The organism is Saccharopolyspora sp. NPDC045839, from assembly GCF_056431645.1.
Genome location: NZ_JBWKKH010000020.1, coordinates 137,244 through 150,713 on the forward strand (window position 1 = coordinate 137,244; position 13,470 = coordinate 150,713).

Below are 13,470 nucleotides of genomic sequence, written 5' to 3' on the forward strand. Positions count from 1 at the left end.
CGCTGGACACACTGCACTGTGAAATCCTGCAGTTTCTCCTGCGCCGGAAGATCATTTCATGGATCGGCGACCACACTGAACTCACAGTGCTGGACACCTTGGAGAGGACAAAACGGCGCACGGTGGATGTCGCAGGACATGGGCTACCGTCGCATCGCTGTTCTGCGGGGAACTACCGTGCGATCGGCTGGCGTCAAGGTTACAAGATCCGAATACAACATCGGTGCGAAGAAGCCCTTCGAAGAGCACCTTGCGGCCGGACGGTGCACCCACACCGAAGTCCGGCAGATCATCGCCGCGGTCTTCCGGCAGGCTGAAACCCGCGTTGAGGTGGCGAACTACCTGGCAGCCACCACCAAAGCCATCATCGTCGACGAGGTCTTCGATGCCAACGAACTCGACCTGGACCTCGTCCGTTTGGCGGCAGCTGCAGGCATTAGCGTTACAGTGATCGGCGACCCCTGGCAGGCCCTGTACGACTTTCGCGGTGCACGTCCCGAGCTTGTACCCCAGCTTGTGGAACATAAGGGGTTCACGTCATTCCCCGTAACGACGTCTTTCCGCTTCAAGACTCCCGGCATGGTCAGCATCGCCGGGGCGGCGCGAGCCGAACGGCCGATCGAACTCGACGTGACCGTCGACACGACCGAATGCGACGTGGTCCTCGCGCACAGATGGAACAACCTCTGGACCGGCCCCGACTGCATCTTGCCCTTATCTTTCGGACGTTTGGACAACCAGACTGATGCTGCGATCACGCTTCTGCTGGACCGACTTGTTCAGGGCCATTTTGGACACTCGGCAATCTATGTCAACGAAGCGACAACAATGCTTGGGCTTGATCCTGACAAAGTCCGAGGTGACGGTGCACTCCTTGGAGCTGTTCTTGAAACACTCCGACCGGGAACTCAGCAGGCGGCTACAGAAGCGATCACAGAACTGAGAGCGGTGCTTCGACGGCTCGGAAGCCCTCGTCGGCTTCGTCGCATGCCAGAGGCAGGAGAGGCGATCCAGCTAGACCGCCTGCTCGCACTGGCTCGCCGTATGCGCCAGCCACATATGCTTGCCGGAATGACGGTTCACCAAGCAAAGGGGCGCGAATGGCCGGTCGTCGGCCTGCGACTCGCAGCCCCTGAGGTCGCCAGGCTTGCCGCGGGGCTGAAGCAGGACCACTTTGAAGATCGCGTGCTGTACGTTGCACTTACCCGCGCCGCCAGGAAAGTTGTCCGCTGCCAATAAGCGCTGGTTCGGCGCTCGATGCTGAGGCCCGACGGGTTCGTATCCACTCTTTCGCATCAAGTCGAACTTGATCCCAAGCCAACGAGTGCTCAGCGAAGAATGTGGTCTTCTCCGGTGGCTGCGGCAGCCAGACGTCGACCTTGAAGTCGCTGCCCTTGCCGATAACCTCATCCGCCCAGCTGAGCCGGGACGGGTATGGCAAACGGGTGGATCGACCGCAGTCGGTCAAGTGAGCCCTCTCGCTCCGTCGAACGCCACGGCATGATGATCGACTGTGCGGCTGCGACTGGCCTACCTGGGCGTGACCAACGCGTTCGCCATGCTGCGCCTGCTGCCGATGAGCGACCGGGACAAAGACGTCGAGATCCTCGCCTTGCGCCATCAGATCACGGTGCTGGAGCGCCAACTCGGTAAGAAAAGGGCGCGTTTCGAGCCAAACGATCGAGCGTTCCTCGCGGCGCTACTGCACCGGCTTCCACGGAATCTACTGCCCAGGTTGCGTTTGCTAGTTTGCCCGGACACGGTACTGCGCTGGCACCGCAACTTGATCGCACGCCGCCATGCGACCGTTTCCAAGCCGAAGCGGCCTGGCCGGCCACGCACTGTCCGCTCCGTGCGGGCTTTGGTGCTGCGCCTGGCAAAGGAAAACCCCAGCTGGGGATACCGGCGACTGCACGGCGAACTGCTCGTCCTGGGAGTGAAAGTGGCCGCGTCCACCGTCTGGGAGATCTTGCAGGCAGCCGGGATCGACCCGGCACCCGAACGAAACTCCAACACGTGGGGCGACTTCCTGCGTTCTCAGGCCGATGCCTTGCTGGCATGCGACTTCTTCGAGACGGCCACCCTGTCCGGGGCAAGGATGTACGTGCTCACGGTCATCGAGCACGGCAGTCGCCGAATCCGGATCCTGGGCGCCACCGCGCACCCGACCGCCGCGTGGGTCGCCCAAGCCGCAAAGAATCTCGCCATGGACCTCGAGGACACCGGCTGCCGGGCACGGTTCCTGATCCGCGACCGCGACGGCAAATTCCCCGCCCTGTTCGATACGGTCCTGTCGGAAAGCGGGATCGAGGTCGTGCTCAGCGGCGTCCAAATGCCGAGAATGAACTCAATCATGGAAAGATGGGTACAGACCTGCCGACGCGAATTGCTAGACCGCACCTTGATCTGGAACCAGCGGCATTTGCTCCAGGCCTTGCGCGAGTTCGAACAGTTCTACAACTCCCACCGGCCCCACCAAGGCATCGCGAACGCCCGCCCGTTACATCCCTTGCCAACGCCGATCACGGATCCAGAGCAGATCGAGCCCCTCAACATACGTCGACGCGATCGACTGGGTGGCATCCTCCACGAGTACCACTGCGCAGCGTGACCTGCACGGACGCGGTTTTCGGCAAGTGCAACCCTTCGGGACGATCACCCAAGATCCACATCGGGGTACGAAAAAGCTCGCTGACCTGCACTTATGTGCCATGTCAGCGGGCTCTCCCGCAGTCGGGCTGACAGGATTTGAACCTGCGACCCCTTGACCCCCAGAAATGTCCACAAGAGACAGTTATCAGAGAAAACCCAGAACCTGCAGGATAAACCGGTGCATCTCACTGCCGTTCGGCGCGGTACGACGCGGCCAAAGCCAACACAATCCTCCCACTTTCCTCCCACCGCCAGCGTCAAAACTGATCACCTGAACACCGCCCGATGGAGATCAACTCCTCGGCCGGACCGACCGACCCATACACCTGATAGTGCTGACGCCACACGGCTACTGGCGAGCCCGTGTTGACCATCAGAAACAGCGATCAAGAGAACTACCGTGTCAAGGTAGACAGCTACAGCACCCTGACCTGCGAAAATCGAGAATCAGCAGGTTGCGACCGCACCGTTCCCGCTACCTACATACGGTTAAGTGCAGTTCAACGCACATCCATCCTCCCAAAATCCTCCCAAAGCCTCACTCCCAGAGATCAACAACGCTCACCGTGCTCGACCACAGCAACGACCGCGGAGATCGGATAGACGAGGGCTGCCAAGGACAATCGGCCCCGTGCGCGGGCAGGCGAACCCACCCGCGCACCGTCCCGGGGATCGATCACAGGACGAAGCCCTAGACGTTTCCACCCCGGTTGAGCCAGCAGCGGACGGATCCGCCGTCGTAGACGACGACGTAGTCGGACTTGCCGTCGCCGCTGATGTCGCGGAAGGTCGATTCGTCGCCGGAATACCCGGTCTCGTTGGCGAAGTACCGGTGTTCGGTGAAGCCGCCCTCGCCCCGTCCGCCGTTGTTGATGTAGGCGTGCACGGCCCCCTTGGGGCCGACCATGAGGTAATCGGCCTTGCGGTCACCGTTGACGTCGGCCAGCCGCAGCTTCTCCCGGGATCCGTAGGGAACGCCGGGCGCCCAGTTCCGGTGTTCCTCCCAGCGCCGGCCGTCGTCGGTCAAGAGGTTGTAGTAGGCGTGCACGGACCCGTCCTCGCCGACCCGCAGGTAGTCATCGCGGCCATCGCCGTTGACGTCCGCGAACCGGATGGCCTCCGGCGGAACGTCGTCGAGTGCCAGGTCGACCCCACCGGGGCCGAACCACGTGATCTTCCCATCGTGCACACCCATGTTGAGAGCGATCGAAGCCTCCTCGCTGGACCCGCCGGGCGGGGTCTGGACGAAATCGTCGTCCCGATCCCCGTCCAGGTCAGCGAAGTGCACGTCCCAGCCCGGATGCCACGCCTGGTCGAAAGCGTCCGGGGGATCGGTCTCCACCTCCACCCAACGCGGGTTGCCGGGCGCGTCGCCCGGGCGGTTCAACGCGATGCGCAACGTCTGCGACGCCTCGTTGATCCGCACGTAGTCGTCCCGGCCATCACCGTCGAAGTCCGCGAGATCGGTACGCCCATCCGGATGATCCATACCCGGAGCCACCACGCCCAACGCACGCCAGCCCGGACCGATGCCGTCGTCACCGTCACCCGGGTCAGGCGATTCGCACTTGGTCGGCTCCCGGTTCGGGTTGGGCTTCTCGATCCATCCCCGGTCAGCGGCCTCCACAACACCGTCGTAGAAGTCCCCTCCGAGCTTGGCGTAACCGTGGTCGTTGGGGTGCGAGTCGGTCTGCAGGCCATCGTCGACCTCGACGTCATCGGTGTCCACCAGCAGGACATGTTTGCCCCGCTTCTGGAAGTCGGCCACGATCCCCGGTAGCTCCGCGTTGAAGGCGTCGATGCGCGGCTGCATGCCCGCCTTCGCGGTCGGGATGACCTTCGCGACCACCACCGCGGCCTTCGGAGAATCCTCCAACGCCTGCTCGATCAGGTCCTTCATGCGCTGCGGAGCCGAGGAAAGCTTGTACTCCTGGTCGAAATCGTTGGTCCCGGCATGCAGCGTGATCACGTTCGGCTGGTACTGGGGAACAGTGCAGTCGGCGATCGACGCGATCTCGTCAATGCGCCAGCCCGGATGGCCCTCGTTGTCCGGGTCCGGCATCGTCCCCGCCCGCGACGAGCCGACGAAGTCCACCTGATCCGGACCGAACCTGGTCTTCAGCTCGTCGTTGAGCTCATCGCGATAGCCGTTGTTGTCCGAACTCTCCCGGCCGGCGGTGATCGAATCGCCCAGCGGCATCGCCCGGATCTCCAGCTCGTTCTGACCGTCCCCGACCTTCTCGAACCGCCACGGATGCGCCCCGGGCTTCATCCGGACGGTGTCGAGAAACACCTCGTCGTCATGAGCGGGCCCGAGACTCACAGCCTCGTTGGAGTAGGGGTCGAGAATGTGTCCGTCGCTGAACGACCAGTCTGAACTCTTGTCGTCAACGTCGCAGGAACCGAAGCCCACCAACACGCGCCCCGCACGATAGAGGCAGCCCTTCTCCATCTTGAGCTTGAAGGTGCCCGAGTTCTTCCCGAGCACTACTTGGAACGACTCCTCGGGCCAATCACCTTGACTCGGGGCAAAATGGGGAACATCGGTGTTGTTGTCCGTCCTCACCAATTGCCGCTCCGACCCGTCTTTCCCGATCGAGAAGAGCCGGTAGCTGTAGCCGGGGGTCAGTCCTCCGCATCCTTCCGAGCTCGACGCAGCAGCCTCGCCCGATCGACCACACAAGAGCGACATTACTATCAGAATCGAGATATGATCAGAAATAGCCCTGCCGCGGCCGAAGAAGAAGTTCCAGAGGGTCGCATCGCTGTAGAAGGTGAAGTCCAGCTCACGGTCCACACTTCTTCCGATATGAGTGGGCTCTCCAGTCCTGACAATATATCGCTGAAGCGAGAGCGGAACATTGGTGGGCTCAATGTTAAAGTCGCCCAACACCCGCCAATGCGAAGTGGGCATGCGACTGGCAGCATAGGATCGCGCCCTGTCGACGATGCTCCCGACATCGGCACCGGCATCTTGAAACCCAGGATATGTGCCCGCGTAGCCATGAGCATTGAAGAACCAGGTTGTTCCAATAAGCACGCCCATGATCGGTCGCGAGTTGACGTCACTGTGGACCGCCAACTGGACCGCATCGTCCACTCTCACCCGGCTGACTATCGCCATGCTGTTGCGCTGCTGACCAACGTCCATCCAGTAGAGGTAGTAGGTCCTTCCAGCGATCTCATACTCGAATTCGGCAATCCCACGACCATCCTCACCGAACCGACGGTTGGTGTATCTCGCACCAGCGGGCTCTTCCGATCCCGCCTCCTGCAGTGCCAGCACGTCCACGTCATTGCCGAGAACGTTCGGGATGTCGTCAGCCCATCGGGACTGAGGCGAACCGCCGATCCCATCTCGCTGCCCCTGCATGTTCCACGTGCTGGTCACCAAACGTCGTCCGTCACCGTCATCCGCAGCCGCCGTCGGCGCAGCACCAGGGATAACGACGCTGCCAGACCCCACAACACACAGAGCGACGAATGCGGCTGTTGTTCGACGTAGCCACCACAGCGGCCACTTGTCGCGCTTGCGGCCTACCGACCGTCCCCCAGAGAAACGCAATGCACCCACCAGATTCCCTCAGCACTTGCGAAGGGGCGAACCGCCGATCGATCCCCCCGCACGCAACCGTCAGTCTCGCTGCACGCTACCGAATCGATTCAAGGAGCGATACGGTATTTCCACTAAAACCACACTCGCACGGCGATCTCACCCGAACAGATCAGAACTGTGCCCCAGCGGCCGAGTTGGAACCAGCACTGGAGTGACGAAAATCTTGCCCGCTCACACTGAAATCGCGCAACGCCATCACCCGCGACACCAACGCATCCTGGACGCTCGCCGGGAGAACCGACCTCGAACTGAGGTGATCTCGGTAAGAACTGTGTGGGGCTGTTTGCCGGTGTTTCGTGTGATCGGCGTGTGGACCGCCGGGGGGTGGCCTGGGTGAGTGTGGGGCGTGGAGTCCCTGGTAGAAGAACTTTCGACCAAGAAACGATCTTCGACCAGGGAAGGCCCCACGTGGTCACGTATTCTGCCAGACTTGATGTTCCCCGTGCACTGGTGCTGTTCCTCAGCGGGCTGCTGGCCGGTGAACGCCGCCGGAAACGGACCCGCAAGGGGCGCCGGGCGTTGACCACGTTCTGGCAGGCTGGGCTGGTCCTGCGGTGGTTCCGCGACCACACCGACATCACCACACTGGCCCGCGATCACGGTGTTGGCCGCGCGACCGGCTACCGGTATGTCGACGAGGGTGTACGACAACCTCCCCGACGATGTGAAGGACTACGTCGAGGGTCTTGAAGCGGAGCACGACTGGATCACCACCTGGGGTCGGCACATGACCGAGGAGCAGATCGCCGGGTTCTGCGAGCGCATGCCCACAGCCGTGCACCCGATCGTCAAAGTGCACCCGGAGTCCGGCCGCAAGCTGATCTACGTCAACGACGTGTTCACGATCCGCGTGCGTGGTCTCTCCGAAAAGGAGTCGCAGGAGCTGCTCACCTACCTTCGGTTCCAGGCCCGCTGGCCGGAGTACCAGGTCCGGTTCCGCTGGGCCACCGGATCGATCGCGATCTGGGACAACTGGGCGGTGCAGCACTACGCGGTGAACGACTACCACCCGCGCCGCCGGGTTATGGAACGGGTCGCGGTCTCCGGTGAGGGCTGGGCCTCGGCCTCCTGACCTTATCCAGGGACGAGGGCTTGGTCTCGGTGAACGAGGCCAAGCCCTCGTCCCCCAGCCCCAGCCCACGACCGAGGCCGGAGTCTTGAAGCCCCCAACGGCGTCGTGCGGCAGCGGGGGTGACCCAGGCTCCCCCCGATGAACAGCTGGCCGCGGGTCGAGACGTCGGATTTCCTTTGATGCCAGGAGATTCGGTGCCGCCGCTCCAGTCCCGGTCGTAGGAGACCGGGCTGCGCTCGCGAATCAGGTAGGAAGCACAGCTGGCAGCCCGTCCAATGGTCGCGCGGACCGATGCGATTGCCCCCTGGAGCGCGCTTCGCTCAGGCGCGTACAGCTCCACCAGTGCTGCGATTTGCCCTGCAGTGGCAGATTTCGTCTTTACCACGGGAAGATTGAGCGTGCAGCAGACACTGGGGGATAGCGTTTGCACGGCGGCCTCGACTGCGGCCGTGGTGGCTTCCGCGTCCAGTGCCGTCGCCGGCCAGCAGACCCAACCAGCCGAACACCGTCACGGACGCCAAGTACACGAGTCGAAACACCATGATCGGCGATCATTTCTTGATCACCAAGGCCAACGAAACCCCTAGTCACCGACCGAGGACAAGTTATGGCGTGGTACAGGTGCGGCCACCGGGAGTGGGCCGTAGCGGAAGCGGAACCCGTTGGCCCTTGCGTGCCGGTACTCGACGACGGCCAGGGCCAGCGTCGAGAGCACGCCGCAGATGTTCAGCGTGAGCCACAGCGGCACGGGCAGGCTCTTGGTGTCGGACTTGACGATCTCGACACCGATGATCAGCAGCACCAGGAATGACGAGGCGACCGGTGCGAGCAGCGGGTGGATTTCGCTGGTCCAGAAGCTGGTGCGTGCGGCCCAGTAGATCGTGCATACCCAGAACGACGCGTACCAGCAGACTATGAACAGCGCCACGAGGATGGCGACCAGCAACTTGCCGCCCGTGTCGATGTGGACCTCCGCACCGTCGAGCAAGGCGAACGGAGCGATGGGCAGCGCGATGGCACCCGCGCCGAGCGCGACCCCTCCCAACAGTCGTAGGCCGCCGCGCAATAGCTCGGCGCGGTAGCCCGAGCGGGTCGCGCCGAGCATTACGAGGAACGACAGCGGCAGCGCCAGCGCCGCGTACCACGCGGTCATGAAGGCCTTGCTGAAGGTTTCACCGGCCACGTCGAACGGTTCCCGCCACGCCATGCTCGTCGTCACCACCACCAGCAGCCCGGCCGCCGATCGCCAGAATGCGAGCCGGTCCAGCAGCCGGTCCTTCGGCAGCGTGCTGATCCTGGGCTTGAACACGAAACTCGCGGCCAGCCACGGCAGGATCAGCGTGACGATGCCACGCCCGAATGCGATGACGTGGTCGGGTTTGATCTCGAAGCCGGGTTTCGGCTGTTTCGCTGACATCTGGCCCCCAGTGCGGCGATTCCCGCGATTTTCGCACAACCCGACGGTCAGGCCACTCGCAGAACGCGAACGATCACACGAAACCTTCTGGTGGCCCAGGGCTTTCCGCGGCGTGAACGCCGCAGACGAAAACGGCCGGGAACGGACCTCGACGGCCCCACTGGGAAGACCGTCGTCAGAACGGGAGCTTGCGGAAGATGGCGCACGGGACGTGCCCCAGCACCGTCATGACCCAGCGCATCTGCCCCGGACCCAAACCTGCCGTCGGAAAACCGGTCTCGCCCTATGGCCGTTCATGACCTCCTTACGCGGCGGTGGGTCAAGGGAGAAGGCATACGGCATCGATGAACCCCAGCGCACCTTCCCATCCCCCGGCACACCACGGCCTGGTGAGCCCTCCCGGTGACCACATGCTGGTGCCGCACTACCGCAACGACACCTCTCGCCCGGTGGCGGTGTCGATGGGAACGCTGACCACTGTCGAACGTTACGCACTTGCCGGCTCCCAGCAAACCGCCCTGGATGCCAATGAGTGGCGACTAGAACACCGGCCAGCGCGATCGACGGGACCTTCGTTGTGTTGACCGACAGGCCAACAGCGCGTCGGGTCGCGCGGATCGTCCCGGGTGGTGGGGTTGTCCGAAAACGGACAGGTTTGCCCGGCGACATTGCCTCTCCGCGCCGGATCGAACCAGAATCGAGTGATCGTCGCTGACAGCGTTGTCAACGGGGTGGAGAACATTGAGTATTGAGCATTCTCGCCGACGGATTCTCCAGGCGTCCGGCGCAGGTGGACTCGCGCTCGTGGCCGCCGGATTGGTGACACCGATGGCCTGGGCACGGGCGGTGGCCGCGCAGCCGACCGTTTCGCAGCGCCAGGGCGCCTCGGACGACGTGGCGGCAACTTACCTGAGGGTGTTGCTGCGGCACACGCGCTGGGCCGAGCGACAGTTCGACCGGGCCGCGGGAATCTACCCTGCCAAGGACTTCACGTTCGCCGTGGTTCTCGGCAACGCCGTCCTGCTGACCAGGGAGGGCTACGACGCGACGGTCGCTGGGGTCGAGCGGGAGGTGCTGCATCGGCACACCGTCGACACGATCCGCCACTTCGCCGCATCGAACGTGATCACCGGCGGCACCGAGTGGGGGCGCCGGCTGTACTTCGACACGACGTTCCAGTCTTATTTCCAGCTCGCCGGCCGTCTACTGTGGAGCACTCTGGACGATGCCACACGGGCGAACCTAGACCAGATCGCGATCGGCCAAGCGGTCTACACGGCGGGGCTGGGCTCAGGTGACGACCCGCTGTCGGGCGGCTGGACGCCACTGGGATTGTCCGGTGGGCACGTCGGGGACACCAAGTTAGAGGAGATGGGCGTCTACGCCCAGGCACTGACCCCGGGAATCGCTTGGGCACCGGATGACCCGCAAGCCGTGGCGTGGCGCCAGTGGTTTGGTAGGTGGAGCCGCAACGAGACGAGCCTGCCCGTCGCAGACCTTGCCAACCCGCGTGTGGTGGACGGCGTGCCGATCTCAGCCAACACCGCCGAGAACCTGTACGACACGTTCCTGGTCGAGAACCACGGTTCGTTCGGCCCGCACTATCAGGAGGAGCTGTGGCGCACCTCCGGGCGCAACGCGATGCATTTCCTGCTCGCGGGGCAACCGCTGCCGGAGGTGCTCACCGCACAGCCGAACGGCGAGCGGCTGTGGCACACCATGCTGCTGATGGCCAGCGACGCGGGCGAACCGTTGATGCCGATGGTGGCGGACCGCGAACATCTTTACGGCCGCGACGTCCTCCCGCTCGCCTTCCGCGCCCAAGTCCTCGGCGACCGTTACGCCGCACGCGCCGAGGTGCAGCTTGCCGAGCGGCTCGAGCCCTACCAGGCGTACCCGCCGGCCGATCGCATCACGAAGTTCTCCGGTGAACCGAAGTACGAGCCAGAGGCCCGCGCGGAAATCGCGATCAGCTACCTGCTCCACGAGTGGCGCGCGAGTCACAGTGGCCCGGTGCAGGCGGTGAGCCAGGCCGAGTTCGACGCGTACGCGATAGGCGTGAGCGATTTCGGTGAGAAGCCTGGATTGATGGCGCACCGAACGTCTTCCGCGTGGACGGCGGCGGTGAGCAAGCCGGGCTTCGTCAAGTTCGCCTGGCAGCCCCACCACGACGACTGGCTGTTCGTCGTAAGCGGTGCGACGCCGATGCTCTTGCCGTCGACGGCGCTCAAGACGCTGAAGCGGAACGCCGCGACCTGGACGAAGGTGCGGGACGGTTTCGACGCGACCGCAGCGGTGCTGAAGTTCGACAACGGCTACGCCGGTTTCGCCACGCTGCCCTCGGGTGCCGCCGTGTACGCGACGACCGGCTTGGCCTCCGGAGAGGGCGTCGTGTCGGTCTACAACCTCGACATGCCTGGCATTCCGGGACTGAACGGTGAACGCACTTACCACACCGCGGAGGGGACCGTGACCGTCCCGGCCGCTCCCCCGCCCGGCGGCGGCCGGACCGACGAGGTCGCTTTCCCCGCGGTCACGGCACGCTACGTCCGGATGCTCGGCGTGCTACCGGATCCGACGTACGGCTATTCGGTGTTGTCCTTCGAAGTGCGCGATGGCACCGACGGGACCGACCTCGCCCGCGCGGGTACCGCGTTCGCCTCGTCAGCGTCGCCAGGCAAGGAAGCGAAGTACGCGACCGACGGCGATGCGACCACGCGCTGGGCGGTCGCCACGGTCGATCGCCCGCGGGCCGACAGCTGGCTCGCCGTCGATCTTGGCTCGGCACAGCGGTTCGACCGCGTCAAAATCGTGTGGGAGGCTGCGGCCGGACGGCGCTACCGCATCGAGACCTCGCAGGACGGGGATACCTGGACCGCTGCGGCAACCTACCCGCGACCGGCGGTCAGCACCAACGGAGACTGGCTCAACGTCGATGGGCGTGCCGGGTTCGTCGTGACCGGTTCTTCGAACCCGATCACCGTCACCGGTGACCAGATCCTGCTCTCCGACGGCAGCGCGGCACCTCTGCAAGTCGAATGCCACCCGGATCCGCGCACCCTGGCCACTGCGGCGACGGCACCGCGTCCGACGTCCAGTGCCGCCACGGTGCGCACTTCCGTGGTCGACGGATACCTCGTCATGCTCAATCTGTCCGGCTCGGCGGCGCGCGGAACCGTCGCACTGCCCGAGGCCGGGGGCGCCGTCTCGCTCTACCGTGGCGTTCAGGTGATCACGAAGGCCGGCAGTGAACTCGCGATGTCGTTGGCCGAAGCGGAAGGACGGGTCGAACCGGCTTGGTTTACCGTGCGCGCCGCCGCAGGGCCGCATCTGCCCGCCGGCCTACAGGCGACCGTCGCCGACGGCGCGACACTCCGGCTCACGGCACCCGCCGGACCGCCACTGCGCCTCCAGGTGCAGCCCGCCGGGGAGCCACCGCGCCACGTGGCGGTGCCGGGACGCCGCACGGTGACGATCAAGGCCCGCAACACACGACCTTACCCACTGGACGATCTCGCCCTGGGGGCCACAACGTTCCCGACCGAACCGCTGCCCCCGGGGATGTCCGCACCGAGCGCAGCGGTCGACGGCGACGAGCGGACCTCCTGGCACCCGGGCCCCGACGGCCGGATGGTCGTCGACCTCGGCGCGGTCTGGCAGCTCGGTGAGGTCGAACTGACGTGGACCGACGGGCTGCCGCCCGTCGTCACCGTCGAAACGAGCACCGACGGGCGTACGTACACGCCAGCGCCCCCACCGACCTCCCGCAGGAGCACGACAGTGCGCTTGGCCGGTGCCGCGCGCTATGTGGCGATCCGGGTACACGGCGGTCATGCCGGGGACGCCGGACTCACCAGGATGAGGGTGCGGCCAGCAGGGGTCGGTTGATCAGGTGGTCGACCTCGTCCGGGGATAGTCGAGCTCCTGGACAATTCGCGACATGGCGATAAGGACACCCCTGCAGCGATCGGCTTTCGTCGCCCGGCCTGGCCACTGCGGCTTCACCCCGGCAGAAGCCGTGACCGCAGTGGCGGCCATCACCACCCGTGCGGAAACCTCGCACTGGGCGGGACTGACCACACCGAAAGCGCTCAACGCCGCCGACGCCAGCCACCTCCGCGACAGCGACCTCGTGCACTACCGCCCCGGCGAGTTCCTCGGCGACGAACGGCGCTGACCTGCGGGCCGCGAGGGAGATAATGGGCTGAGTCCTGATCCTTCGACCGGCGCGGGGCGCGGATGCGTGGGAAATTGCGGCACGGCAACGTTCCGCTGCGGGGAATCGACGTCGCGGCCATCCTGCTCGTGATCCCGGGGCGGCCACCCTTTCGGCGACCCTGCTGTTTCGCGGTGAGCAACCCTCGCCGCCACAGCTGGCCGCCCCGCCCCCGATCCCCGCGCCGGGACCAGAGTCGGCCCGTGCGTTGCGCGACGGCCAGCCCGGCGAGGTGGGTCTGAACCCCGCGCCGATCGCGGCGGCACAAGGACAACTCGCTGCGGGGCCCCAGACGTCGCCGGGGCATCCGCACCCGTCGTATGCCGGTGAGGTCAGCTTGTTGGCGCGCGACGGGGTGGTCGTCAGCCGGCAGGCCACCGGATTCGCGCTGCGCTACGCCGACGCTGCCCTTGCCGAATTCTCATCCGTGCAGGTGAGAGCGGTTTCCAAGGCGTCGTCCATCGTCGCTTAAGTTGGCGCTCTCACGCGGCCGGCGG

At 64.9% G+C, this 13,470-nt stretch carries 8 protein-coding genes; 6 read left to right on the forward strand and 2 right to left on the reverse strand.

Translation table 11 applies throughout. From position 1 onward, the window contains the following. Nucleotides 1-126 precede the first annotated feature (126 nt). Nucleotides 127-1,239 carry a UvrD-helicase domain-containing protein gene (locus tag AC07EQ_RS26000; protein WP_478390489.1) on the forward strand — a complete coding sequence of 371 codons (1,113 nt, stop codon included), beginning with the start codon at nt 127-129 and terminating at the stop codon, nt 1,237-1,239. A 274-nt stretch (nt 1,240-1,513) separates the two neighbouring features. Beyond that, entirely contained in the window at nt 1,514-2,611 is a 1,098-nt protein-coding gene (locus tag AC07EQ_RS26005) for an integrase core domain-containing protein (RefSeq protein ID WP_478390490.1), read from the forward strand. Nucleotides 2,612-3,343: 732 nt separating this feature from the next. Here the strand turns inward: AC07EQ_RS26005 and AC07EQ_RS26010 are convergent. Further along, a complete protein-coding gene (locus AC07EQ_RS26010) occupies nt 3,344-6,043 on the reverse strand; it encodes a GDSL-type esterase/lipase family protein (RefSeq protein WP_478390491.1) in 2,700 nt (899 codons plus the stop codon). 853 nt (nt 6,044-6,896) lie between these two features. Here AC07EQ_RS26010 and AC07EQ_RS26015 point away from each other — a divergent pair. Continuing rightward, nucleotides 6,897-7,340, forward strand: a complete 444-nt coding sequence (locus tag AC07EQ_RS26015) for a TauD/TfdA dioxygenase family protein (protein WP_478390492.1) — start codon at nt 6,897-6,899, stop codon at nt 7,338-7,340. Nucleotides 7,341-7,923: 583 nt separating this feature from the next. On the opposite strand, the gene AC07EQ_RS26020 is transcribed toward AC07EQ_RS26015, so the two are convergent. Then, complete coding sequence (locus AC07EQ_RS26020; RefSeq protein WP_478390493.1) at nt 7,924-8,757, reverse strand: hypothetical protein; 834 nt, start codon at nt 8,755-8,757, stop codon at nt 7,924-7,926. An 804-nt stretch (nt 8,758-9,561) separates the two neighbouring features. On the opposite strand from AC07EQ_RS26020, the gene AC07EQ_RS26025 reads away from it, so the two are divergent. From AC07EQ_RS26025 to AC07EQ_RS26035, 3 genes are all read left to right on the forward strand, one after another. Beyond that, nucleotides 9,562-12,645, forward strand: a complete 3,084-nt coding sequence (locus AC07EQ_RS26025) for a discoidin domain-containing protein (protein ID WP_478390494.1) — start codon at nt 9,562-9,564, stop codon at nt 12,643-12,645. Between the two features lie 52 nt (nt 12,646-12,697). Then, entirely contained in the window at nt 12,698-12,934 is a 237-nt protein-coding gene (locus AC07EQ_RS26030) for a hypothetical protein (RefSeq protein WP_478390495.1), read from the forward strand. A 247-nt stretch (nt 12,935-13,181) separates the two neighbouring features. Next, entirely contained in the window at nt 13,182-13,445 is a 264-nt protein-coding gene (locus tag AC07EQ_RS26035; RefSeq protein WP_478390496.1) for a hypothetical protein, read from the forward strand. Nucleotides 13,446-13,470: the final 25 nt, after the last annotated feature.